A 23,071-nucleotide genomic window follows, 5' to 3' on the forward strand; every position below is an offset into this window, starting at 1 on the left:
TGCGAGGCAATCGAAAATGACCACGATCACTCCCGTGCGGACCTCCAGCAGGCTTCTGCTCACCGACGCCGAGGTCGACCAGTTCCAGCGGGACGGCTATGTCGTCAAGCGCGGCCTTTTCTCCGAGGAGGAACTGCGGCCGCTGCAGGAGGAACTGGAGCGCGATCCGAACATCCGCGGCTCCCAGTCCAGCATTCCCGACCTTGAGGGAAAACTGTGGAAGGTCACGATCTGGAACGAGCAGAACGACACCTACGCCGGCAAGCTGCCCCGGCTGGAGCGCATGCTCGACAACACCGCGCTGCTGGCCGGTGAGGAGACCTACTTCTGGCACATCAAGCTCGTCCGCAAGAGCAACGACATCCCCGGCACGGTCGACTGGCACCAGGGGTACGCCTACTGGTACGACGACTGCCTCTACCCGAACACCATCACCTGCTCAGTGGCGGTGGACTCCAACAACCTGCGCAACGGCTGCCTCAACGTCGTGAAGGGCTCGCACCACATGGGCCGGATCGACATGGTCGACGTCGGCGGCAGTCATGTCGCCGACCCCGAGCGGGTACAGCACATCCTGGACACCCACGAGGCCGTCGCCTGCGAGCTCGAGGCGGGGGACGCGGTGTTCTTCCACGCGAACATGCTGCACGGTTCGCTTCCCAACACCACCGACACGCCGAGGACGCTGATGCACTGCGTTTACAACGCCAGGTCGAATCAGCCGGTCGAGCCGGAGAAGTCACCGCACCGCGCGTACCGCGAGACCGTGAAGCTGCCCGACGGCACTCTGCTGGACGGCGACTATGACACGGTGTTCGAGAAGCACACCTTCTTCGCTCCCGAGAAGCTGAACAGCGTGGGAGGCCAGCAGGTCTTCTGATCCCACACCCGACGACCGTCGTCGACGCGGCGGCGCCCGGGCGAATTCCGGGCCCGCCGCGTCGACCGGCCACACAACCAGGCGGTGAGATGTCACATTCCACGGTGGAAACCCAGGACCAGGCCGAACGATTCTCCGGAATTCTCCTTATGTTCGGTTCGGCCGCCGCGTTCAGCACCATCGGCCTTTTCACCCGGCTGACGTCGCTTCCACTCCCGGACGTCGTCTTCATCAGAGGCCTGTTCGGCGCCGTCGCGATCTGGGTGGTGGCGAGGGTCTTCACTCAGCAGCGGGTCACCGACCCGGTGAACTTCCGCTGGCCCGCCCTGGCCGTGGCCGCCCTGTTCACCATCGGGATGACCAGTCTCGTCGCCGCCTACCGGGTCGGCTCGGTGGTCAACGTCTCGGTCGTCTACGCCACCGTACCGATCATGGTCGGCATCATCCAGGTGCTGGTCCTCAGACGGCGCATGCCGTCGGCGGTCTTCTGGCTCTGCAGCGCCGGCGTCGTCGTCGGCGTGGCGATCATGTCCGGGGCCGGACTCACCGGCGGCGACGTCCTCGGCATGTCCCTGGCCCTGCTGATGACCCTGTGCGTCGCCGGCGTCATCCTGGTCTCCCGGCACAACCGCGACACCCCGATGCTCGCGGCGTCCGGGCTGGCCTGCCTGCTCAGCAGCGCGATCACGGCCCCGTTCGTCGCCGACTGGACCTTCCCGCCGGGCGAGTTCGTCATCTGCGCGCTGTTCGGGATCGTCACGCTCGGGCTCGGCCGCGTCTTCCTCGTCCTTGGATCGAGCCGCGTGCCGTCCCGGGACGCCGCCCTGATCGACGTCCTGGACGCGCCGCTGACCCCGGTCTGGACCTGGGTCTTCCTCGGCCTCGTGCCCTCGCTCTACGGCGTGCTCGGCGGTCTCGTGGTGATCGCCGCGGTGCTGGTCGGCGTCCGTTACAACGAGGAGGAGACCACATGACCGAGGAGCACATCACCGGGATAGTGCTCGCCGACCTGGCCCTGCTGCTCAGCGTCGCCTTCGTGTTCGTCAAGCTGGCCGCCAGGTTCGGGCAGCCCGCCGTGATCGGCGAGATCGTCGCCGGCATCACGCTCGGGCCGAGCGTGCTCGGGCTCCTTCCCGGAAACCTGACCGAGACGTTGTTCCCCGCTGAGGCCCGCCCGTACCTGCAGGTGCTCGCGCAGGTCGGCCTGGTGCTGTTCATGTTCGGGGTCGGCTACCAGCTGAGCCCGTCGGAGATACGCGGCCGTGGCGGCCAGGTGACGCTGGTCTCGCTGACGTCGGTGATCGTGCCGTTCGCGATGGGCATGGGGCTGGCGGTCCTCCTGTATCCGTGGTTCGACCGGTCCCAGCTGCGCACCGACGGCGTCATCGGCCCCGCGCTGTTCCTCGGCGCGGCCATGTCCATCACCGCCTTCCCGGTGCTCGCCAGGATCATCACCGAACGCGGCCTGCAGAAGAGCAGGCTCGGTGCCGTGGCCCTGACCAGCGCGGCGATCCAGGACTTCCTCGCCTGGTGCGTGCTGGCCGTCGTCGTGGCCATCGTGACCGCCGGCGGCTCGGAGGGCCTCGCGTGGACCGCGGCGGCGTCGGCCGGCTTCCTGGTGGCCATGCTGTACGTGGTACGCCCCGCGCTGACATGGCTGCTGGCTCCCGCGCGCAAGAGGGTGATGACCCACACGACCATCGTCTGCGGCCTGCTCACCTCCGCCTGGATCACCGACTGGATCGGGCTGCACGTGGTGTTCGGCGCGTTCCTGTTCGGCGCGGTGGTCCCCCGTCACCACATCGACGCGCGGTCGCCGGAGGTCCCCGAGCGGATCGAGCAGACCAGCCTCCTGCTGCTGCCGGCGTTCTTCACGGTGACCGGCCTGTCGGTGGACCTCGGCGGCCTCGGCGCGCAGGGCGCGCTGATGGCCGTGGCCGTCGTGGTGGTGGCCTGCGCGGGCAAGTTCGCCGGAGCGACCGTGGCGGCCCGGCTCACCGGCGCGGGCCCACGGGACTCGGCCGTGCTCGGCGTCCTGCTCAACACCCGCGGGCTGACCGAGCTGATCATTCTCAACGTCGGCCTGGGGCTCGGCGTGCTCGACACCCGGCTGTTCACCGCCATGGTGGTCATGGCCCTGTTCACGACCTTGATCGCCGGCCCGCTCCTGACCCGTCTCTATCCCGTCGCGCCTCAGGAGCCCTCCGGCGATGTGGTCCCGTCGGACGCGGTGGTCCCGCCGCACCCGCTGAGCCCCGCCGAGCCGGACCCGCATGCCGACCGGACCCGCCACGCCGCCTGACCCGCGACCTTCAGCGGCGCAGGGCGGTCTCGCTCTCCATGTGCGACAGCTTGTCGGGGTTGCGCACGGCGTAGAGCCCGGTGATGAGGCCGCCGTCGAGGCGGACCGCGATCACGGTGTCGATCTCGCCGTTGAGCCGCAGGATCAGGGCCGGGTAGCCGTTGACCTGCGTCGGCTGGAGCGACGCCGCGTCGCCGAACCTGCTCAGCCCGGCCGCCACGGCGGCGACCCGCTCGGCGCCCGTGATGGGCTGCAGCGCGGCCTGCGCGACTCCGCCGCCGTCTCCCAGGAAGACGACGTCGGGGGCGAGGATGTCGAGCAGCTTCTGCAGCTCGCCGGTTTCGATCGCGCGCTGGAACGCCTGGAGCGCGGCCCGGGTCTCGGCCGCGGAGACGATCTCGCGTGGGCGGCGCTCGGCGACGTGGGCCCGTGCCCGGTGGGCGATCTGGCGGACCGCGGCCGGGGTCTTGTCGACCGCCTCGGCGATCTCGTCATAGGGCAGGTCGAACACCTCGCGCAGGACGAAGACGGCCCGTTCGGTCGGGGCGAGCGTCTCCAGCACCAGCAGCATCGCCATCGAGACGCTGTCGGCCAGCTCGACATCCTCGGCCACGTCCGGCGTCGTCAGCAGAGGCTCGGGCAACCACGGGCCGATGTAGGACTCCTTGCGGCGGCCGAGCGTGCGCAGTCGGCCCAGCGCCTGGCGGGTCGCGATCCGCACCAGGTACGCACGCTGATCCCGGACGGTGCCGAGATCGACGCCCACCCATCGCAGCCAGGTCTCCTGCAGAGCGTCCTCGGCGTCGGCGGCCGACCCGAGCATCTCGTAGGCGACGGTGAACAGCAGGTTGCGATGCCTGACGAACGCCTCGGTGGCGGCGTCTGCCTGGTCGCCGTGCGCGACCGGTCCGGCCGTGTCCGCCGTCGGCTCGCTGTGCTCGCTCATCGCCTGCTCCTGCCTGGTGGTTCTCGACTGTGCCATGCGCACGAGATGCTCGCCGCCGCCGTTCTGTGACGTCCCCGGCCGGTGGCGCACGTCACATCGCCGTGCTGTCACAGGGTTCCGGGCGGCGGCATCTCCATGGTCGTCAGAACGCCGCGTGAACGACCCGCGCGGCACGCGATTCAGCGAATGAGGACCAAGCCATGGAATCCCGTATGAACCTCATGACCAACGAGCTCGGCGCCAAGATCGGCAAGCGGTTCGCCAACGTCAGCGTGGCGATCCAGCAGTCGTCGCTGCCCAGGGACCTTCAGGAACTGCTGATGCTGCGCGCCAGCCAGATCAACGGCTGCGGCTGGTGCGTGGACTTCCACACCAAGGAGGCCACGGCCGCCGGGGAGAGCGCGGTCCGGTTCCACCTGGTCGCGGCCTGGCGCGAGTCGACGGTGTTCACCGAGGCCGAGCGGGCCGCGCTCGCGCTGACCGAGGAGGGCACCCGGCTGGCCGACGCCCACCAGGGCGTGTCCGACGAGACCTGGGCCTCGGTGCGCGAGCACTACGACGACGACCGGATCGCCGCCCTGGTCTATCTGGTCGCCATGATCAACGCAGCCAACCGGCTCGGCGTGATCGTGCGTCAGCGGGGTGGCTCCTACGAGCCCGGGATGTTCGCCGGCCTGACGAACTGACCGGGCCCCGGCGCGGCCCGGCCCGGATCACCCGATCCGGGCCGGGCTCGCTGTGAGGCAGCTCACACCTCCCGGCCCCTGGTTCGATGTCACGTTTCGGACCCCTCGTCGCGTCTCGTTTCCGACGGCCCTTTCCCGGCCGTCACGACGTGCCGAGGAGGGTGGCATGAGCGCGATCACGGAAGGGAACGCGCCCGGACGGTTCGACCTGACGATGTTGTACGCGGCGTACGCCGCGTTCCGCCGCGACACGGCGCGCCTGGCGGCCGCCGCGCTGCCCCACGACATTTGGACGCTCTTCAAGTTCCACTGGCGCGCCCAGCATGCCGCCGAACGCAGGGCGCTCTGGACGGTGATGGACGGCAGGGCGCACGGCACGGCGCTGGACGAAATGGACGATCGCGCCCTACGGCTCGTCCCGTTGCTCGACACGGTCGATGCCGCGCTGCAGCACGGCGACCGGCTCGTCCTCGCCCGTTACGTTCCGGCGCTGCGCGACGCCGCCGATGCCTATCTGGACCACAAGGAACGCCACGTCCTGCCGCTGGTCCACGAGCACCTCACGCCCTACGAGTGGGCCACGTTCGACGTGGAGTTCCGCCGCGAGGTCGGAGTCAGAGGCTTCGGCGTCTTCCTCGCCTGGCTACTGGACGACGCCCCGGAGACCACGGCCCAGGCCGTCCTGCGGCTGATGCCGCCACCGGTCCGGCTCCTCTACCGCACCCGCCACCCGCGGCGCGCGCACCGCGCCGTGACGCCCTGACGACGAAAGGACCTTCGAGAATGGCAGGAACACGGGCGCCCGGCACGGCACAGCGGCCGCCGAAGGCGCTGGACGCCACGACGCGGGCGCTGGACGAACGTTTCGGGACGACCGGTTTCGCCCGCAAGGCCCTGCGCAAGGCGTTCCCGGACCAGTGGACCTTCCTGCTCGGCGAGATCGCGATGTACTCGTTCGTGGTCATCCTGCTCACCGGGGTCTTCCTGACCCTGTTCTTCAAGCCGAGCATGACCGAGGTCGTCTACGACGGCTCCTACACGCCCCTGCGCGGCGTGAAGATGAGCGAGGCGTACGCCTCGTCCCTGAACATCAGCTTCGACGTCCGCGGCGGGCTGCTGGTGCGGCAGATCCACCACTGGTCGACGCTCGTCTTCATGGGCGCGATCCTGCTCCACCTGCTGCGCAACTTCTTCACCGGCGCGTTCCGCAAGCCGCGCGAGCTGAACTGGATCATCGGCGTGGTGATGTTCATCCTCGTGATGCTGAACGGCCTGTTCGGCTACTCGCTGCCGGACGACCTGCTCTCGGGCACGGGCATCCGGATCCTGGAGGGCTTTCTCGCGGGAATCCCGGTGGTCGGCACGTACCTGGTGATGTTCCTGTTCGGCGGGGAGTTCCCGGGCCACGACATCATCCCGCGGCTCTACATCGTCCACGTGCTGCTGATCCCGGGTCTCCTCGCGGCGCTGATCCCGCTGCACGCGATCGTGCTGACCTGGCGGCAGACGCACACGATGTTCCCGGGACGCGGCGGCTCCAACTCCACCGTCCGCGGTTATCCGTTCTTCCCGACGTTCATCGCCAAGACGACGGCGCTGTTCCTGTGGGTGCTGGGCATCACGACGCTGATGGCCGCGTTCATCCAGATCAACCCGATCTGGATGTACGGCCCGTACGACCCGGGCGCGATCAGCTCCGGCTCGCAGCCGGACTGGTACATGGGCTGGCTGGAGGGCGCCCTGCGCATCATGCCGGCGTGGGAGATCACCGCCTGGGGCCACACGCTGTCCATGAGCATCGTGATCCCGGCGCTGGTCGTTCCGGGCGTGCTGTTCACCGGGCTGGCCGTCTACCCGTTCGTCGAACGGTGGATCACCGGCGACCACGCGATCCACCACCTGCTGGACCGGCCCCGCGACGTCCCCGCGCGAACGGGACTCGGCGTCGGCGGCATCGTCTTCTACGGCCTCCTGTGGGCGGCGGGCGGCAACGACGTCCTGGCCCAGAAGTTCGACATCCCGCTGTTCTGGACGACCTGGTTCTTCCGCGGCGCGGTGATCCTCGGACCCGTGCTCGGCTACGTCATCGCCTACCGCATCTGCGTCGGCCTCCAGCGGCGCGACCTCGGTCTCGTCCGGCACGGCCTGGAGACCGGTGTCGTCCGGCAGAGCCCCGACGGGAAGTTCGAGGAGGTCCACCGGCACCTGCCCGCCGAGAAGACCGCCGCGATCACCGACCCGCGTCCCGCTCCCGCCGTACCGCTGGACGTGCCGCCCCCGGTCGACGGCGTCGAGAGCCCCCGGGCCCGCCACCGCCTGACCCGCGTACGCGCCGCCCTCAACCGCCGCTTCCGCGCCGACATCGCCGCTCCCGTGGAACAGCCAAAGGACCCCAACGCACTACCCGAGGGACAGACCACGTCAAGCCACTGAAGGCTTGCCTAGCATGACTGCATGCCCGAGCGCGAACACTCGTCCAAAGTGATCCACCAGCATCGGCCCGTACCCGACAGGGAGCAGCTCGACACCGCGAGCGGGGTGTTCGCCTTGCTGGCCGATTCGACCCGGTTGCACCTGTTGTGGCTGCTGTCCGACGGGGAGGCGGATGTCAGCCACCTGGCGGCGGCCAGCGGCGCGGCTCGGCCCGCAGTCAGCCAGCACCTGGCCAAACTGCGACTCGGCGGGCTGGTCCAGTCTCGTAAGGAGGGACGCCGCGTCGTCTATTCACTGCGCGACGGGCACCTGCGCAATCTGGTCATGGAGGCCCTGAGCCACGCCGAGCACAGGGTGACGGGCGAGCCCTGGCATTCATGAGCTCTCCCTGAAGTCCCTTCCCGCCACGGGAATCCACCGGCGCCTCTCATAGTTCAACGTGTGCGCACCTACGCACACATCGGGAGGGCCGTGGCCATGTTCCGGATCTTGAGCAACCGCAGCTACCGTCACCTGTTCGCCGCGCAGGTCGTCGCCCTGGTGGGGACCGGGCTGGCGACCGTGGCGCTGAGCCTGCTCGCCTACGACCTCGCGGGAGCGAACGCCTCCGCGATCCTCGGCACCGCGCTGGCGATCAAGATGGTCGCCTACGTCGGCATCGCCCCCGTGGTCGGCGCGTTCGCCCACCGCGTCCCGCGCCGGACGCTGCTGGTGAGCACCGATCTGATCCGCGGCGGCGTCGCGCTCGCGCTGCCCTTCGTGACCCAGGTCTGGCAGATCTACATCCTGATCTTCCTGCTGCAGGCCGCGTCGGCCGCCTTCACGCCGACCTTCCAGGCCACCATCCCCGACCTGCTGCGAGAAGGCCGCGACTACACCCGGGCGCTGACGCTCTCGCGCCTGGCCTACGACCTGGAAAGCCTGTTCAGCCCCGTCCTCGCCGCCGCGCTGCTCACCCTGATCACCTACAACTGGCTGTTCGTCGGCACCGTCTTCGGATTCCTCGCCTCGGCGGCACTCGTGGTCTCCGCCGTCCTTCCCAAGCCGGAGCCGGTCCAGCGCGGCGGCGGCCCGTTCGCCAAGGCCACCTTCGGGGCGCGGCTGTTCTGGAAGGCCCCGCGGTTGCGCGCCCTGCTGGCCATGAACGTCGCCGTCGCCGCAGCCGGTTCGATGGTCATCGTCAACACCGTGGTCGTGGTCCGAGAACACCTGCAGCGCGGCACCGGAGAGGTCTCGCTCGCGCTGGGCGCCTTCGGGGCGGGGTCGATGGCCGTGGCACTGCTCGTGCCCCGCGCCCTGGAAAGGCACAGCGACCGTGCCGTGATGCTCACCGGCACCTTCGTCCTCTTCGGCGGCCTCACCGTGATCACGGGTCTCCTGGCCGCCGGCGCCCTGTCCTGGCCGGCTGTGCTCGTCATCTGGGCGGTCCTGGGCGCGGCGACGGCGGCGGTGCTGACTCCCACCGGCGGGCTGATCCGGCGCTCCGTGGCCCATGCCGACCTGCCGGCAGCGTTCGCCGCCCAGTTCTCCCTCTCGCACGCCGCCTGGTTGCCGACCTACCCGCTGGCGGGATGGCTGGCCTCGACCGCCGGGATGACGGCGGCGGCGGCCACGCTCACCCTGATCGGACTGCCCGCCGCGGTCACCGCCCGAGCCCTGTGGCCCACCGACACACCACCGCCTCCGCCCCCGGCCCGCCGTCCGCGTTCCACGGCCGGCCCGCGAAGTTCATGGCACGCCCACCAGACCTCCCGACGGGCACCCGTCGCCGCGCCGTGAGCTGGGTGTTGGGAATGCGACTGAATCTGTTGCAGGATTTCCTCTAGCGCGTAGGAGATCGTCACCGACCTCTATGAGGGTGCCTGCGATGCAGCCGTACGTCGCCGTGCTCGCCCTGCTGGGGCTGCTGGGTGCCGTGATCTCCGCCGTGTACGCGGTGTCGTACTGCCTGGCGCCGTTCCGGGCCGAGGCGGCCGGTCCGTTCCTGTCGGGCGCCCGTCCGCAGGAGCATGCCCTGTCCCGCTATCACGTGAGGTGGTACGTGGTGACGATGCTCTTCCTGGCCTTCGACATGGAGATGGTCTTCATGTATCCGTGGGCCGTCGTGGTCGCCTCGATCGGGGTCAAGGCCGTCGTGGAGATGTTCGTCTTCCTGGCGCTGCTGATGGTCGGCGTCGTGTACGCCTGGCGTGAGGGTGCGTTTCGATGGGCTTGAGGGAGCGGCTCGTCCGGTTCGCCGCCGCCCGTCCGCGGCCCTTCGTGATCGTGGCTCCCGGCGGCACCGCGACACGGCTGGTGGTCGAGAGCGAGCTGCGGTCGCGTGGCTGGGTCGCGGCGTCGGCGCCCGCGTCGGCCAATGTGCTCGTCATCTGTGGTGATCGCGGCGCTGGTACGGCGGCAGCGGCTGAAGTGGTGTGGCAGGACATGCCGTCTCCTCGGTCTCGGGTGAGCCTTGGTCCCGCTGTGACGCGGGACGAGGTGGCGGCGGCTCTGGACCAGGCGTCGCGGGAGCTCGCGGACGGCGAGCAGGGACATCACACGGGTGCGCCTGCGGAGCTGGCGATGGCCGACCGGGCGGACGACCGGGACGGTCTGAAGCTGGACGTGCTGCACGTGGACCTCGGTCCGGCGCTGGCTCACTGGCCTGCCGGTCTCGTCGTGCGTCTGAGTCTGCAGGGCGATGTCGTTCAGGCCGCTGGAATCACGGTGCCCGACCTCGGTGGTGTGTCGTCGTTCTGGGGTGAGCCGTGGACGCGCGCGGCGGCGGGGGAACGGGTCCAGGTGGGGGAGGCCGAACGACGACGGGCGGCGGCGCGCCTCGACAGCGTCGCGAGGCTGCTGGCGGTCGCGGGCTGGCAGAGTGCCGCCGAGCAGGCGAGCCGTTTGCGCGACGAGGTGCTCGGCGGTGGCCAGGACGCCGGCCTGGTGGGACGGTACGCGCGATTCGTCCGGCGCACGGGGCGCTCGCGGACGTTGCGCTGGATGCTCCGCGACCTCGGCGTCATCGATCAGGCGGCGGCCGAACGCCATGGCCTGCGGACCTATACCGGGGACGTGGCGGCGCGGCTGAATGGTTGGCTTACCGAGGCCGGGCGGTCTCTGGAGCGGATGGACGACCCGCGGCCCCTGGAGGGAGATGACGGTCCGATCGCGAGCGCGGCGATCCTCGCCGTACTGCCCGTGCTGCTGGAGGGCGCGGAGCTGGCGGCCGCGCGGCTGATCGTGGCGAGCCTGGATCCGGATCTGGAGCGGCTCGCCGTGGGGGCGGAGGCCGGGGGTGGATGAGCCGACGCCCGTCTGGGCCGTGGTGGCGCTGCCGCTGGTGCTGGCCGCGTTGACGTATGCCGCGGCGGCGACGGACGCCGCGTTCCGTACCGTGGCCGGAGCGCGGGGCGGGCCTGTGCGGTCGGCGGCGGATCCCCTGCGCGAGACCGTCCGGCTGCTGGTCCAGCGGCGGCGGGTGACGACGGCGCCCGACCGGCTGCTGACGCGCATCGGTGTGATCAGCCTGCCGGTGGCGGCGCTGCTGGCGGCCGTGGTGATCCCGCTGGGCGGCACGGCCGTGGCGCGGTTGCCGGTCGGAGTGGTGTGGTTCAACGCGATGGAGGTCGTGGCGTGGGCCTCGCTCTGGCTGACGGGATGGGGCGTCAACTCCGCGTTCCCGCTGGTCGGCGGCTACCGGTTCATCGCACAGGGCCTGGCGTACGAGCTGCCGCACATGTTCGCGCTCATCACGGCGGCGCTGGCGGCGGGGTCGCTCGATCTGAGCGAGGTGGCGGCGGCGCAGGACGGCGTGTGGTTCGCGGTGTGGATGCCGGTCGCGTTCGCCGTCTACCTGCTCTCCGCGCTGGCGATGGCCTTCTGGGGTCCGATGGGACATCCGGTCGCCGAGGACCTGGCGGGCGGGGTTCCGCTGGAGCTGTCCGGCCCCGACCGGCTGATCTTCTTCGCGGGGCGTTACGCGTTGCTGGCCGTGGTGGCCGCGGCGGCGGTGCCGCTGTTCCTCGGCGGAGGCGCCGGTCCGCTGCTGCCCGCCTGGGCTTGGGCGCTGGTCAAGACCTGTGCGGTGCTCGTCCTGCTGGTGTGGACGCGGCACCGGCTGCCCGTGGTGCGGATGGACCGGTTCATGGAGGTGGCGTGGATCGTGCTGATCCCCGCGACGCTGGTGCAACTGCTGGTCGTGGCGATCGTGGTCGTGGACTGAAGGGCGGAACGATGCAGGAGATCGCGTTCTGGGGACTCGCGGTCGTCGCGGTGGCGGCCGGCGTGGCGGTGTTCGCCGTCGACTCCATGGCGCGCGCCACGTTCTCGCTGCTGGCCTCGTTCCTGTGCGTCGGGCTGGAGCTGCTGCTGCTCGACCTGGACTATCTCGGCGTCCTGGTCGTGCTCATGATGATCATGGAGATGCTCGTCATGGCGGTCTTCATGATCATGTACATGATGAACCCGGGCGGGCTCATGCCGATGGTCATGGTGCACAACCACCGCGGCGCCCTGGCCATCTCGATCGGGGTGTTCGCGGCGATGGTGGCCGGGATCGTCCTGACGCCGTGGCCGGAACGCGCGGGCGAGCCGCCGCGCGACCCGACGTTCGCGCTGGGTGAGGCCATCATGGGGCCGAAGATGCTGGTCATGATGGTGATCGGTCTCGCCATCCTGGCCACGATGATCGCCTCGGTGGTGCTGGCGACCGACCGGGGCCGCTACGACCGGTACGGCGACCGGCTCGACGCCTCCAGGCCGGCCGACCCGGGAGGCGGTACCCCGTGACCCTGGAGGCGTTCCTGCTGCTGGCGGCGGCCCTGTTCGCCGTCGGCCTGTACGGGGCGCTGTCGCAGCAGTCGATCGTGATGCTGATGATGGGCCTGGAGCTCATGATCAACGCCGTGCTGGTCGCGGGCGCGGCGTTCTGGTTCTTCGTGTCGCCGGAGAGCGCGGACGGCCAGGTGCTCGTCCTGGTGGCGGTCACGGTGATGGCGCTGGAGATGGCGATGGGGTTCGCCGTGGTGACCGCGCTCTTCAGAACGCGGGACGTGGACGTCACCGACGACGCCGGGGACCTCAAGGGATGAGCGCTCTGGTGTGGGCACTGCCCGCCACGCCGCTCGCCGGGGGCGGGCTGCTCCTGACGGCCTGGCTGTCCGGCGGGCGGCGGGCGGACCGGTGGGCTCCGTTCGCCGCCGTCACCGTGGCGGCGGTGACGCTCGCGGTCGCCGTCTGGGGCGCGGTGACCGGACCGGCCGCACGATTCGCTCTGTTCGACGGGCTACCGGCCGGCCTGGTGGTCGACGGGCTGTCGGCGGTCATGGTGGTGACCGTCGCGGCGGTGACGCTGGCCGTGCTGGTGTACGCGGCGGGAGAGCTCGCGGCGGACGAGGCGCGGTCACGGTTCTTCGGGCTGATGCTGGTGTTCGCGGGCGCGATGATGGTCACGGTCACCGCGACCGACCTGGCCCTGCTGCTGATGGGCTGGGAGGTCATGGGCGCGATGTCGTACGCGCTCATCGGCTTCTGGTGGCAGGACCGTCAGCGGGTCGCTTCGGCGGACCTCGCCTTCCTAACGACGCGTGCGGGTGATCTGGGCCTCTACCTGGCCGCCGGGTGCGCGCTCGCGGGAACCGGGTCGCTGAGCCTCGACGGCCTCGCGGACGCGGACGGGCCGTGGCGGGACGTGGTCGCCGCCGGAGTGGTCGCGGCCGCGCTCGGCAAGTCCGCGCAGCTGCCGTTCTCGTTCTGGTTGTCGCGGGCGATGGCCGGCCCCAGCCCGGTCTCGGCGCTGCTGCACTCGGCGACGATGGTGGCCGCCGGTGCGTACCTGCTGCTGCGCCTGCAACCGCTGCTCGCCGCGACCGGCTGGGCGGCGACCCTCGTGGCCTGGGCGGGGGCGCTGACCGCGCTGCTGCTGGGCGCGGTCGCGCTCGCCCAGCGTGACCTCAAGCAACTGCTCGCCGCCTCGACCTGTGCCCAGATCGGATTCATGATCCTTGCCGCCGGGACCGGCACGGTGCCGGGCGGCACCGCCCACCTGGTCGCCCACGCCGCGGTCAAGAGCCTGTTGTTCCTCGGAGCCGGAGCATGGCTTGCCGCGCTCGGCACCAAGGACTTGGCCGAGCTTCACGGCGCGGCCCGCAGATACCGGCTCGTCGGCGTCACCGCCGGCATCGGCGGGCTCGCGCTCGCCGGCATCCCGCCGTTGTCGTTGTGGGTGACCAAGGACGTCGTGCTGACCTCCGCGCTGGACGACTCCGCCGCGCTGTACGCCGTGGGGCTCGCCGCGGCGTTGCTGTCGGCCGGGTACGCGGCCCGGGCACTGATCGCGGTGTGGCGGCCCGAGGACACCTCGACGCGCGTCGATACCGAACGGCTCGGGACCCGGCACGTGAGCACGCTGGAGCGGCTACCGCTGCCCGTGCTCGCCGCGGCCGCGGCGGTGCTGGGAATCCTGGGCCTGCCGCCGGTCGCCGATCCGTGGCGGCGGCTGCTGGGCGCCGATGCCGATCACGGTCCCGGTCCGGTGGAGTCGCTCGTCTCGGGTGCCCTGGCGGTCCTGGTGTTCGGCCTGGTGCTGCTCGCTGGGCGCCATCCGTTCCGTCTCGGCGCGCGATGGACCACTCCGGCCAGGGACTGGCTCCACCTCGAACGGGCCGCCGAGCTGCTCGTCGCCCGACCCGTCCTCGCGCTGGCCAGGGCGCTCGCCCGGTTCGACGACCGTGTCATCGACGGGGGAGTACGGGCCGCCGCCGGCGCCGGACGTCTCCTGGCGACCCTGGCCACGCGCCGCGTGGAGATCCGGGTGGACGGGGCCGTCACCGCGGTCGGCGGCGGGGCCCGCCGCCTCGGGGCCCTCGCGCGCCGTCCGCAGACGGGGCAGGTGCACACCTACTACGCCCAGGCCGCGGTGCTGTTGCTCGTCCTCGTCCTTCTCGTCCTCGTGGTCAGGTGAACGTGCTCTCCCTGGTGATCTTCCTGCCCCTGGCGGTCGCGCTGGGCCTGTACGCCGTCCCGCGCCTTGGCGACCGGACGGTCATCCGGACCTGGATCGTCGCTTGCGCCGTCGACCTGGCGCTCGTCATCGCCCTCTGGATCGGACACGAGACCGGCGACGGCACGGACGGCGGCGCCGGGGTCGACGGCATCTCGTACGAGACGAACCTGCGATGGATCCCGTCCGTACGCGCCGGCTACCACATCGGGGTCGACGGCCTGTCACTGCCGCTGCTCGCTCTCACCGCGCTGCTGTTCCTGGCCTGTGCCGTCTATTCGCTCCGGCAGACCCAGCAGGTACGAGCGTTCGCCGCCCTGTTCCTGTTTTTGCAGACGGTGTGCCTGGGGTTGTTCGCGGCCTTGGACCTGCTGCTCTTCTTCGTCTTCTTCGACCTGTCGATCGTCGGCATGTACTTCGTCATCGCGGGCTGGGGTCACGGCGACCGGACGCGGTCGGCCCTGAAGTTCTTTCTCTACACGTTCCTGGGCTCCCTGATCCTGCTGCTGGGCTTCATCGGGCTCTACCTGGGCGCCGAGCCCCACACGTTCGACATGGTCGAGCTCACCCGCACGCCGCCGCTGAGCGGATCGGCCGGGCCGGCGGCCCTCGTGCTGCTGGCGATCGGCGCCGGGCTGGCCATCAAGACGCCGACCGTGCCGTTCCACACCTGGCTGCCGCCCGCGCACACCGACGCGCCCGCCGCCGGGTCGGCGATCCTGGCCGGGATCATGCTGAAGATGGGCACGTACGGCTTCGTACGGATCGCCATGCCGATGGTGCCGGACGCCTGGCGCCGGTACGCGTGGGTGATCATCATCGTCGGCCTGGTGAGCGTGCTGTACGGGGCGCTGGTCGCGTTCGCCCAGGAGGACCTCAAGCGGCTGATCGCCTACACCTCCGTCAACCACATGGGCTACATCGTGCTGGCGGTCGGGGCCGCCGGGCTGGCCGGCGGCATCGACGCCCGGCGGCTCGCCGTGACGGGCGCGGTGACGCAGATGGTCAGCCACGGTCTGGTCACCGGCGCGCTGTTCCTGCTGGCGGGGGTGTTCAACGACCGCGCGCAAAGCTATGACATGGGACGTTACGGCGGTGTGGCGCGCGTCGCCCCGGCCTTCTCCGGGCTGGTCGTGGTCGGGGCCTTCGCCTCACTGGGCCTGCCCGGCCTCTCGGGCTTCATCGCCGAGTTCCAGATCCTCACCGGAGTGATCGGCAGCGGCGGCGCCGGGATCGTGGTCGCCGGGGGAACGGCGATCCTCGGCATCCTGATCACCGCCGCGCTGTTCCTGCGCCTGCTGCACCGCACGCTCCTGGGCCCGTCCGGCGAGCTCACCGCGCGGGTGACCGACACCCACCGCAGCGAGTTCGCCGCCATCGCGCCGCTGCTGGCCCTGTCGCTGGTCATCGGGATCGCGCCACGCTTCCTGCTGGACGTCATCGAGCCGGTGTCCGCCCTGGTCGTGTCGCTGGTGGCACGATGATGAACGAGAATCCGGCGGAGCTGCTGCCGGAGCTCTGCGTCCTCGCCGGTGCCGTGATCGGGCTGCTCTCCGGATCGTTCCTGCCGCGCGCCCGCCAGTGGATCGTCGCCGTCCTCGGCGCGGTCGCCCTGGTCGCCGGGCTCGTCACGGCGGCCGTCGCGGCCCGCCGCCCCGACCTGATGACGTTCGAGGCGTTCATGCTCGATCCCGTCACCCACGTGACCCGGATCGTGGTGCTCGCGGCGACGCTGATCGTGCTCGCGCTCGCGGTGGGCCAGGTGCGCGGCCATCGCAGGGAGAGCGAGTTCTACGTCCTGATCCTGCTCACCTCGCTCGGCACCGTGACGCTCGGGGCGGCCTCCGACCTGCTGGTGCTGGTAGCCGCCTACCTGCTGGCGAGCATCCCCGCCTACGCCCTCGCGGGCTTCGGCAAAGACGCCCCGGGCACCGAGGCCGCGCTCAAGTACTTCCTGGTCGGCGCTCTTCTGGGCATCGTCATGCTGACCGGCGTCACCCTGCTTTATGGCGTGGGCCGCAGCACGTCGTACGAACTGCTGCGGAACGGCCTTCAGACGGCTCCGGCCGGAGCGGTGGCCGCCGGGGTCGTCGCACTGCTCGCGGGCCTGCTGTTCAAAGCCGGTGCGGTACCGGCGCACTTCTGGGTGCCCGACGTCACCGAGGGCGCCCCACGGGTCATCGCCGCGTTCGTCACCACCGTCCCGAAGATCGGTGCCTTCGCCGCCCTCTACCGCGTCGCCGTCGAGGTACTCCCGCCGAACACCATCGACTGGCCCCTCCTCATCGCCGTCGTGGCCGCCGCCACGATGACGCTCGGCAACCTCGCCGCCTTCGGACAGGACAACGTCCGCCGGCTGCTGGCGTACTCGACCATCAGCCAGGCCGGCTACCTGCTCGTCCCCATCGCCGTCGCCGGACGCACCGACCTGGCCGAGCCGACCCTGCTCTTCTACCTGGGCGCCTACGCCGTCACCAATCTCGGCGCGTTCGCCGTCGTGATCGCCGCCGGCCACGACGAGCTGCCCGCCTACGCGGGCCTCGCGCGCCGATCGCCGCTCCTGGCCGTCTCCCTCGTGATCTGCCTGCTGGGCCTGATCGGCACCCCGCCCACCGCCGTCTTCGTCGGCAAGCTGCTGATGTTCGGAGCCGCCCTGGACGGCGGCTACGCCTGGCTCGCGGTGGTGGCCGCGCTCAACTCGGTCGCCAGCGTCTTCTACTACCTGCGCTGGATCGTCCCGGTCTTCTCCCGCACGACCACGCAGACCGGAAGCCCGACTCCTTCCGCCGGCCTCATCGCCTGCATCACGACCGCCGCATCCCTCCTTCTCGGGATCGTCAGCGGCGTCGTCCTCACGATCGTCTAAGCCTTACGCGGGGGTGGCGGTCCGCCTACGCTGGATCGTCGGTTTCCCAGGGGTAGAGGAATTGCTCAGGAAGCAACTCCCATGCTTCGAGCACCGCGATCAGCTCTGCTTCCCCGCCGGCTGTCGCCTCCCGGACCAGGACGGCCCCGAGGTCGTAGTCCCAACCATCGATCTGGGCGCCGTCATAGTCCCAGTGTTTCAAGCGGAACACGCGATCGCGGTCTGCCCGCTTCCAACCCTGCCGGTGCGCCTCGGCGTCCTCAGGGACGGCGACGGGGCTGATGTCGACGAACGCCCGGCGGCCGGCCCCAGACGCCGGTACCTCCACGACCAGCCGTCGCCCGAGCCGCAACGCGTTCAGCTTGTCAGTGGGCCACGCGCTCGGCTTCCCCATCCGCCCTTCCCGTCTGCGACGATCATCGGACCCTACTCGACGTCGATGGCGATGAGCCCCATGAGCCCGCCCGCGACGATGCGCCGCTCCTGGTCGATGACCAGGGAGTGGATGCGGTTGCCGGTGTCGATGACCTCGTGCACCCCGTCGAGGTCCCAGATCGTGACGGCACCGGCGTAGCCGCTGGTCACGGCCACCTGACGGCCACGGAGGCGGCCGAGGACCGTGGGGCCGAGAGCCATGAGGTGCCCGTCGTCGAGCTGACCGCTGCGCAGCAGGCGGCCATCACGCAGATCCCAGACGTCGATGTGCGAGCGATACCCGCTTCGTACGGCGACCGGTCGGTCACCAAGGTCACCGACGGCGAGCCGGGCATGCTCGTGGCCGGCGTGATCGTGGGCGCACGGCTCGAAGTTCACCTCGGCTGATTCGCAGGAAGGCAGCCGCCACAATCGCGGGGGCTGATTCCCCGAGAATGTCGCCGTGACGACATGGGGTACGCCGTCTATTTCTTTGAACGCCGTTCCGAAAAGGGACGGATGACATTCGAACGGCGGACGCGGCGCCGCCCCATCTTGGACGTCCCACAGGTGGATCAACCCGTCGGGGTACACGATGAGGATCATCGGGCGGCCGTCGATCCAGGCGGTACAGGTCTCGGACGCACCGGCCGGAACGGCGTCCGCGAACTCGGCTCGCGCGGCTCCGGTGAGCGGGTCCCACAGCGTGATGGTCCCGCTGTCCATGACGGCGGCCACCAACGGCTCCGAGTTCGTTCCCACCGTGGCCAGCCGGAGATCGACCGGCTCGTCCGTCCGCCAGCGGGCTACCACGTCGCCGGTGGCGACGTCCCAGGTGACCAGGTCTCCAGGCCGCCCGACGAGGCCGACGACCAGAGACCGCCCGATCGAGCGAATGCTCGCCACGGCCTCGGTCACCTCTTCGCTCTCGTCCTCCGGCGCGGATCGGAGCATGTCCATCGGCCAGCAACGAACCGCCCCGTCCCGTCCGCCCGAGAGCAAGAGCGGGCTGCCGTCCGGACCGGATTCCGTCCCCGTCAACCAGTCGACGCCGCCGTCATGCGCGACCACCGGCCCGCCGCCGACGTCGCCGTCCGGCCATTGCCGGCAGACGATCCTGCCGTCCGCACCGGCCCTGCAGACGAGCCGCACCCCGTCGAGCTCGATCACCGTGATGTCGAGGGCGCCGATCGCCAGCCCGCGGATCGGCTCTGTCACGGGCCTGTTTCTCGCCGTGTCCCACGCGTGCGTGTCCGCGAAGTCGGGCGGCCTGATGGGGTGGCTGATGAAGGCCACCAGGTCGTCGCCGAAGCGGGCCAGGTCGGCTGACCAGATCTCGCGGTCCACCGGATCGCGTTCGGCCAGCGGATCCAGCACCTCGCCTACCGGCCGCCGCGCGAGAAGATCCCAGATCCGCACTCGCCCGTCGCCGAAGACCACGAGCGCGAGGAGCCGGCCGTCCACCACCTTGACGGTCCCAACCGCGTCCATCTCGGCGATCATCAGTTCGCTCACGGCCTGGTCTTCCGAGAATCCGTCGAGCACCCGAAGGGCGTCTCCCCTCCGGATGACGGTCAGCTCTCGTTCGCCGAGCCGGATCTCCCAGGCGCCGTCGATGCCCTCGAATCTCGACGGATCGCCGATGGGGCGGCCCGTGCGCAGGTCCCAGCGTTGCCGCGTCTCGTCCAGGTGCCAGGTCACCGCCTCGACCCCGGTGGGGCCGGTGAGCACACCGAGGTTCCGGATCCGTGCGCGTATGTCGGAGATGGCCGGTCCGTACTGGCCTCCGTCGGCAAGCCACCACGAGCGCACCTCCGTATCGCCGGCAGCCACCACGATCGTCCCGCCCGGGACGTCCGCCACCTCCAGTTCCCGCACGTAGCCGGGAACGTGACCGAGGATCCTGCCGCAGGTGATGCGCCGCCAATGCGCCCACGGCACCGACCACGGGCGTCCGGGTGAGCATGCGCGGATCGCGTCGGCGAGCGCGGTCTCGCCGCACTTCCGGGCGGCCAGCTCCAGGTACGAGGCGCGACGGTCAGCCGCCGAGCGCAACAGACCGAAACCTGCCCGCTGCACCACGAACGACAACTCGCGCCCGCGTGCCGAGCTCGCGGCGGGCAGGGCCTGGAGCAGTCGGTCCGGGCTCGCCGCCACGAGGAACTCCGCGTCCTCATGCAGCGGATCGAGCACTCCGCCAGCGGCCGCATGGGTCGCCAGATAGGTGCGCGTGTACGAGTCGGCCCCTGTCCAGTCTCCCGCCGCCACGTCCACGAGGATCTCGGCGAAGCGGCGCTGGATGTCGGCCGCCGGGCGTTCCGCCTCGGCGATTCCCCGCAGGTATTCGCCGAGAGCCAGGTGGAACAGCCGGTAGGTGTACCGGCCGTCCACGGTGCCGCGATGCAGTACGTCGGGTGCGGGACTGTCACGCAGCAGCCACGTGATGTCCTGATCGGTGTAGGTTCGCGCGCCGAGCTCGGTGGCCAGGCGAGCCCAGACACGCCGGTCGGCCAGTCCCTTGCCCTCGGCCAGTGCGAGGGGCATCAGCAGATCGCGGATCCTGGTCCGGTCGGCCGCGGTGCCGAGACGTTCGAGGTAGTGCTCCATCGCGGACCCGACGCTGTCGGGGAACTGCTCACCGACGTCCGCGACGTCCGGCGCGGCGGCGAGCGCGAGCCCGGTCAGCTGCGCGACCAGGAACGACGTGCCCGCCCTGGCCGCCACGGCGCCGGCGACCGCGCGCGCCGTCTCCGGCCGTTCGCGGTAGGGGGCCCGAGCATGCTCGTCCTCGGTCAGCAGCCGGAAGACGTAGTCGGCGACATCCTCCGGACGCGCGTGCTCCTCGTCGTCGAGGTCGATCTCGACCGCGTGCGGCCCGAACTGCCGCACGAGGCGCCGGTTCCAGCCGGGGCGCATCCCCGCGAGCAGCCGCACGCCCGTACGGTGCGCGGTCGCGGCGAGGGGCTCCAGCAGTTCGCGGATGAGCTCGGCCGGATCCGCGGCCTCGTCCACCGCGTCCACGATCACGATGCCGCGCCCCTCCAGCGGCCGTTCCGACAGCCGGTCGAGAAGGTCGCCCGGCAGCTCGGCCACCACTCCGAGCTCCGCCGCGATCAGGGTGGCGGCCTGCCTGGCCGAGAGCCCGCGCGCGAACACCGCCGCCCGGACGCTCCCCGGCGGCGCCAGCGTCGCCGGATCGGCGCGGGCGAGCTCCGCGGCGGGCACCTCGTTCCTCAACCCGGCATACCCGAAGGTGGCGACCCGGCCCAGCACGGCGGACTTGCCCGAGCCCGGCTCACCCGTCACCAGGCGCGCCCTCGGATCATCGGAGCCGGCGATCCACGCGACCAGTTCGGCGAGCACCCGCCGCCGCCCCGTGAAGTACCAGCCCCGCCGAAGCCCCGACCGCGTCAACCCACGGCTCGAGGTCTGGAAATGCCCTCGTAGCTCCGCGAGCCGAAGCGCCCGTGCGTCCCGCCGCTCGCGCGAGCGCAGGCGCCGTTCGGCCCATTCCTCGGCCCGCGTACCGGCGAACGGCAGGAGCGAGGAGACGGCCACCAGCACGATCAGCGCCGCGAACACGGAGGTGCTCCAGCCACTGGTGATCAGATTGACGAGCGCGCCGACCACCGTCGCCAGCACCGTGCCTCCCGCGGCGACCGCCGCGGGAAGCAGAGAGCGCCGGGGCCTGCGCACTACATCGTCCGACATTCCTGCTCCGAGCAGCGTGGCGGACAGGCCTGGAAGAAGTACATCACGCTGCGGGTGGACGCGCACGTGAGCGGGACACAGCGGTCACCCGTGCGACATCCCCGTCGGTAGCCACCAGGCGCGGATCGAACTCGAAGAAGAACCCGGCGGAGGCACTCGCATCCGATGGCGCGGCGAGTACGAGACGTCGTGGCCCGCGAGCTGGTACCTCCCGCGCTACCTGAGAAAGTTCATGGCGAAAATGGCTCACGGCCTAGCAGCACACGCCGCAGCGATCCACGACAAGACAACCTGACGTCCGCCTGAACTACCAAACGACAGCAAGCGGCCGAAGTCCTGGCTGCCCGGCATGCTCTCCTGCTGTGGACTGGTACGGCCGGCGGCCCTTCACTGTGAGGTATGGATCGGGCCTTGGCTTTGGACGAGGAGACGGGCAACGCCCTGCTGGCGTTTCTGTCGGCTGCGGATGTCCCCGAGGTGCCGGTGTCTGTGGCTTTGGCGGCGGTCTGGTGCGGCCCGCACCTGCTGCTGGTGTACGACCGGTTCCGCCAACAGTGGGAGCTGCCGGGCGGGGGGATCGATCCTGGTGAAGCGCCACTCCAGGCGGCCGTACGGGAACTGTACGAGGAGAGCGGGCTGGACCTGCCCGCCCTCGTCCTCGCCGGGTACGCGCGGTTCTGGCTCAGCACGCCGCCGCGCCAGGAATACGCCGCCGTCTACACCGCCGACGTCGCCGAGCGCCACGACGACTTCACGCCCAACGAGGAGATCGGAGCCATCCGCTGGTGGGACGCGACCACGCCCCTTCCTGAGGAGGCCCAGATCCTCGACGTGACTTTGGCGCGACTCGTGCGAGATCGGTAGCGGCGCGCGGGTCAGGTCGCGGGTTTGGACAGGATGGCAGCTGCTTCTGGCAGGTCCATGTAGCGGAGGCGGGCTTCGGCCATCTCGTCGGTCCATCGCTCTGCGATGTCGTAGCGTTCGGTCGCGGTGGTCTCCAGCAGCTTGCGGCCGGGGAACACCTCGTAACCGTCGAGCAGGTCGGCGTGGTCCCGCATGCCTTCCTGGAAGAGGTCCTCGCGGCGCAGCACGTACTTCAGGACGGGCACCTCGTCCCAGAGCCGGCGGCCGGTGGTCACGATCTCCATGACCCGCGACCGGTAGCCGGGGTCGCGGAGGAGGTGCTCGCGCACGATCGAACTCCCGACGTTCAGGTGCCGGATCTCGTCGATCCCCGCGCCTCGGCCGATCTCGCCGGCCGCCGGGTCGAGGCGGTCCCATTTGCGCTCGCTCAGCTCCGCGGCCGGTGCCAGGACTCCTTCCACCACGATCGTGAAGGCCGCGACGGCACCGATGAAGTCGCCCTCGTCGCGTACGGTGCGGACCACGAACTCCTCGATGGGGGCGAGCACCTCGGCGACGTAGTCCGCGGACAGCTCGGCGATCGTCTCGTGCAGCCGGTCGGCGGGCACACCGAGCTCGACCAGGTGGTTGCGGAAGACCATCGCATGCCGGGCCTCGTCCAGTACCTGCGTGGCGAAGAATTCCATCTCCGGGGTCCCCGGCGCCTCGGCCACGAAGTACGACAACGCCCGGGCGGCCCGGTCCTCGGCGACCGAACGCCAGCCCAGCTCCAGGATCAGCGCCTCGCGGAGCGGGCCGGGCTCGCGCATGTGCGCGGGCGTGGCCACGGCGTGGCCGGTGGCCGCCCGTCCCTTGAGGGTGCCCTGCGCCACGGCGGTCAGCCAGTACGCGAGGTCGCAGTCGCGGGTCGTCATGGTCAGGCCCGTCGCGCCGTCGAGCAGGTTGGGGGCCAGGTCGAAGTCGGCTTCCTTCGGCACTGTCATGCCG

General features: G+C 70.6%; 21 protein-coding genes. 17 read left to right on the plus strand and 4 right to left on the minus strand.

Annotation, left to right across the window (positions count from 1 at the left end; translation table 11 throughout):
• Window positions 1-16 precede the first annotated feature (16 nt).
• From ABD333_RS06335 to ABD333_RS06345, 3 genes are all read left to right on the plus strand, one after another.
• Window positions 17-880, plus strand: a complete 864-nt coding sequence (locus ABD333_RS06335) for a phytanoyl-CoA dioxygenase family protein (RefSeq protein WP_344538514.1) — start codon at window positions 17-19, stop codon at window positions 878-880.
• 89 nt (window positions 881-969) lie between these two features.
• Window positions 970-1,854: a DMT family transporter gene (locus tag ABD333_RS06340; RefSeq protein ID WP_344538516.1), complete on the plus strand. Its 885-nt coding sequence runs from the start codon at window positions 970-972 to the stop codon at window positions 1,852-1,854.
• Window positions 1,851-3,182: a cation:proton antiporter gene (locus ABD333_RS06345; RefSeq protein WP_344538518.1), complete on the plus strand. Its 1,332-nt coding sequence runs from the start codon at window positions 1,851-1,853 to the stop codon at window positions 3,180-3,182. The genes ABD333_RS06340 and ABD333_RS06345 overlap by 4 nt, the downstream gene beginning before the upstream one ends.
• 10 nt (window positions 3,183-3,192) lie before the next feature.
• Here ABD333_RS06345 and ABD333_RS06350 read toward each other — a convergent pair whose 3' ends face one another.
• Window positions 3,193-4,128 (minus strand): RNA polymerase sigma-70 factor, encoded by a 936-nt coding sequence (locus ABD333_RS06350; protein WP_344538520.1) that lies wholly within the window; start codon window positions 4,126-4,128, stop codon window positions 3,193-3,195.
• 200 nt (window positions 4,129-4,328) lie between these two features.
• Between ABD333_RS06350 and ABD333_RS06355 the strand changes: the two genes are divergently transcribed.
• From ABD333_RS06355 to ABD333_RS06415, 13 genes are all read left to right on the plus strand, one after another.
• On the plus strand, window positions 4,329-4,814 hold the full coding sequence (locus ABD333_RS06355; RefSeq protein ID WP_344538522.1) for a carboxymuconolactone decarboxylase family protein: 486 nt from the start codon (window positions 4,329-4,331) through the stop codon (window positions 4,812-4,814).
• Between the two features lie 166 nt (window positions 4,815-4,980).
• Window positions 4,981-5,577, plus strand: coding sequence for a hemerythrin domain-containing protein (locus tag ABD333_RS06360; RefSeq protein WP_344538524.1), 597 nt, complete (start codon window positions 4,981-4,983; stop codon window positions 5,575-5,577).
• Window positions 5,578-5,597: 20 nt separating this feature from the next.
• On the plus strand, window positions 5,598-7,247 hold the full coding sequence (gene qcrB / locus ABD333_RS06365; RefSeq protein ID WP_344538526.1) for a cytochrome bc1 complex cytochrome b subunit: 1,650 nt from the start codon (window positions 5,598-5,600) through the stop codon (window positions 7,245-7,247).
• A 21-nt stretch (window positions 7,248-7,268) separates the two neighbouring features.
• On the plus strand, window positions 7,269-7,628 hold the full coding sequence (locus ABD333_RS06370) for an ArsR/SmtB family transcription factor (protein ID WP_344538528.1): 360 nt from the start codon (window positions 7,269-7,271) through the stop codon (window positions 7,626-7,628).
• A 60-nt stretch (window positions 7,629-7,688) separates the two neighbouring features.
• Window positions 7,689-9,026: an MFS transporter gene (locus tag ABD333_RS06375; protein ID WP_344538530.1), complete on the plus strand. Its 1,338-nt coding sequence runs from the start codon at window positions 7,689-7,691 to the stop codon at window positions 9,024-9,026.
• Window positions 9,027-9,114: 88 nt separating this feature from the next.
• On the plus strand, window positions 9,115-9,462 hold the full coding sequence (locus tag ABD333_RS06380; protein ID WP_344538531.1) for an NADH-quinone oxidoreductase subunit A: 348 nt from the start codon (window positions 9,115-9,117) through the stop codon (window positions 9,460-9,462).
• Window positions 9,453-10,532, plus strand: a complete 1,080-nt coding sequence (locus ABD333_RS06385; RefSeq protein ID WP_344538532.1) for a hypothetical protein — start codon at window positions 9,453-9,455, stop codon at window positions 10,530-10,532. Before ABD333_RS06380 ends, ABD333_RS06385 begins: the two co-directional genes overlap by 10 nt.
• A complete protein-coding gene (locus tag ABD333_RS06390; protein WP_344538534.1) occupies window positions 10,525-11,451 on the plus strand; it encodes a complex I subunit 1 family protein in 927 nt (308 codons plus the stop codon). Before ABD333_RS06385 ends, ABD333_RS06390 begins: the two co-directional genes overlap by 8 nt.
• A gap of 11 nt (window positions 11,452-11,462) precedes the next feature.
• Complete coding sequence (locus ABD333_RS06395) at window positions 11,463-12,017, plus strand: NADH-quinone oxidoreductase subunit J (protein WP_344538536.1); 555 nt, start codon at window positions 11,463-11,465, stop codon at window positions 12,015-12,017.
• The gene (gene nuoK, locus ABD333_RS06400) at window positions 12,014-12,319 is read left to right on the plus strand and encodes an NADH-quinone oxidoreductase subunit NuoK (RefSeq protein ID WP_344538537.1); all 306 of its coding nucleotides are present in this window, start codon (window positions 12,014-12,016) and stop codon (window positions 12,317-12,319) included. Before ABD333_RS06395 ends, nuoK begins: the two co-directional genes overlap by 4 nt.
• Window positions 12,316-14,190 (plus strand): NADH-quinone oxidoreductase subunit 5 family protein, encoded by a 1,875-nt coding sequence (locus ABD333_RS06405; protein WP_344538538.1) that lies wholly within the window; start codon window positions 12,316-12,318, stop codon window positions 14,188-14,190. Before nuoK ends, ABD333_RS06405 begins: the two co-directional genes overlap by 4 nt.
• A complete protein-coding gene (locus ABD333_RS06410; RefSeq protein WP_344538540.1) occupies window positions 14,187-15,713 on the plus strand; it encodes a complex I subunit 4 family protein in 1,527 nt (508 codons plus the stop codon). Before ABD333_RS06405 ends, ABD333_RS06410 begins: the two co-directional genes overlap by 4 nt.
• On the plus strand, window positions 15,710-17,095 hold the full coding sequence (locus ABD333_RS06415) for an NADH-quinone oxidoreductase subunit N (protein ID WP_344538542.1): 1,386 nt from the start codon (window positions 15,710-15,712) through the stop codon (window positions 17,093-17,095). Before ABD333_RS06410 ends, ABD333_RS06415 begins: the two co-directional genes overlap by 4 nt.
• 25 nt (window positions 17,096-17,120) lie before the next feature.
• Here ABD333_RS06415 and ABD333_RS06420 read toward each other — a convergent pair whose 3' ends face one another.
• Window positions 17,121-17,489: a hypothetical protein gene (locus ABD333_RS06420; RefSeq protein WP_344538543.1), complete on the minus strand. Its 369-nt coding sequence runs from the start codon at window positions 17,487-17,489 to the stop codon at window positions 17,121-17,123.
• A 32-nt stretch (window positions 17,490-17,521) separates the two neighbouring features.
• Complete coding sequence (locus ABD333_RS06425) at window positions 17,522-21,220, minus strand: NACHT and WD repeat domain-containing protein (protein ID WP_344538545.1); 3,699 nt, start codon at window positions 21,218-21,220, stop codon at window positions 17,522-17,524.
• 411 nt (window positions 21,221-21,631) lie between these two features.
• Here ABD333_RS06425 and ABD333_RS06430 point away from each other — a divergent pair, with 411 nt between their 5' ends.
• Window positions 21,632-22,084, plus strand: a complete 453-nt coding sequence (locus tag ABD333_RS06430; RefSeq protein ID WP_344538547.1) for an NUDIX hydrolase — start codon at window positions 21,632-21,634, stop codon at window positions 22,082-22,084.
• An 11-nt stretch (window positions 22,085-22,095) separates the two neighbouring features.
• Here ABD333_RS06430 and ABD333_RS06435 read toward each other — a convergent pair whose 3' ends face one another.
• On the minus strand, window positions 22,096-23,067 hold the full coding sequence (locus tag ABD333_RS06435) for a ferritin family protein (protein ID WP_344538549.1): 972 nt from the start codon (window positions 23,065-23,067) through the stop codon (window positions 22,096-22,098).
• Window positions 23,068-23,071 lie beyond the last annotated feature (4 nt).

Origin of the sequence: Actinomadura fulvescens, from assembly GCF_039533225.1 — a bacterium.
GTDB classification, from domain to species: Bacteria; Actinomycetota; Actinomycetes; order Streptosporangiales; family Streptosporangiaceae; genus Spirillospora; species Spirillospora fulvescens.

What these genes read in the sequence shown, in the direction of transcription:
- ABD333_RS06335 (WP_344538514.1), top strand. Translation starts at nt 17, where the DNA reads ATGACCACGATCACTCCCGTGCGGACCTCCAGCAGGCTTCTGCTCACC.
- ABD333_RS06340 (WP_344538516.1), top strand. Translation starts at nt 970, where the DNA reads ATGTCACATTCCACGGTGGAAACCCAGGACCAGGCCGAACGATTCTCC.
- ABD333_RS06345 (WP_344538518.1), top strand. Translation starts at nt 1,851, where the DNA reads ATGACCGAGGAGCACATCACCGGGATAGTGCTCGCCGACCTGGCCCTG.
- ABD333_RS06350 (WP_344538520.1), bottom strand. Translation starts at nt 4,128, where the DNA reads ATGAGCGAGCACAGCGAGCCGACGGCGGACACGGCCGGACCGGTCGCG.
- ABD333_RS06355 (WP_344538522.1), top strand. Translation starts at nt 4,329, where the DNA reads ATGGAATCCCGTATGAACCTCATGACCAACGAGCTCGGCGCCAAGATC.
- ABD333_RS06360 (WP_344538524.1), top strand. Translation starts at nt 4,981, where the DNA reads ATGAGCGCGATCACGGAAGGGAACGCGCCCGGACGGTTCGACCTGACG.
- qcrB (WP_344538526.1), top strand. Translation starts at nt 5,598, where the DNA reads ATGGCAGGAACACGGGCGCCCGGCACGGCACAGCGGCCGCCGAAGGCG.
- ABD333_RS06370 (WP_344538528.1), top strand. Translation starts at nt 7,269, where the DNA reads ATGCCCGAGCGCGAACACTCGTCCAAAGTGATCCACCAGCATCGGCCC.
- ABD333_RS06380 (WP_344538531.1), top strand. Translation starts at nt 9,115, where the DNA reads ATGCAGCCGTACGTCGCCGTGCTCGCCCTGCTGGGGCTGCTGGGTGCC.
- ABD333_RS06385 (WP_344538532.1), top strand. Translation starts at nt 9,453, where the DNA reads ATGGGCTTGAGGGAGCGGCTCGTCCGGTTCGCCGCCGCCCGTCCGCGG.
- ABD333_RS06395 (WP_344538536.1), top strand. Translation starts at nt 11,463, where the DNA reads ATGCAGGAGATCGCGTTCTGGGGACTCGCGGTCGTCGCGGTGGCGGCC.
- ABD333_RS06405 (WP_344538538.1), top strand. Translation starts at nt 12,316, where the DNA reads ATGAGCGCTCTGGTGTGGGCACTGCCCGCCACGCCGCTCGCCGGGGGC.
- ABD333_RS06415 (WP_344538542.1), top strand. Translation starts at nt 15,710, where the DNA reads ATGATGAACGAGAATCCGGCGGAGCTGCTGCCGGAGCTCTGCGTCCTC.
- ABD333_RS06420 (WP_344538543.1), bottom strand. Translation starts at nt 17,489, where the DNA reads ATGGGGAAGCCGAGCGCGTGGCCCACTGACAAGCTGAACGCGTTGCGG.
- ABD333_RS06425 (WP_344538545.1), bottom strand. Translation starts at nt 21,220, where the DNA reads ATGTCGGACGATGTAGTGCGCAGGCCCCGGCGCTCTCTGCTTCCCGCG.
- ABD333_RS06435 (WP_344538549.1), bottom strand. Translation starts at nt 23,067, where the DNA reads ATGACAGTGCCGAAGGAAGCCGACTTCGACCTGGCCCCCAACCTGCTC.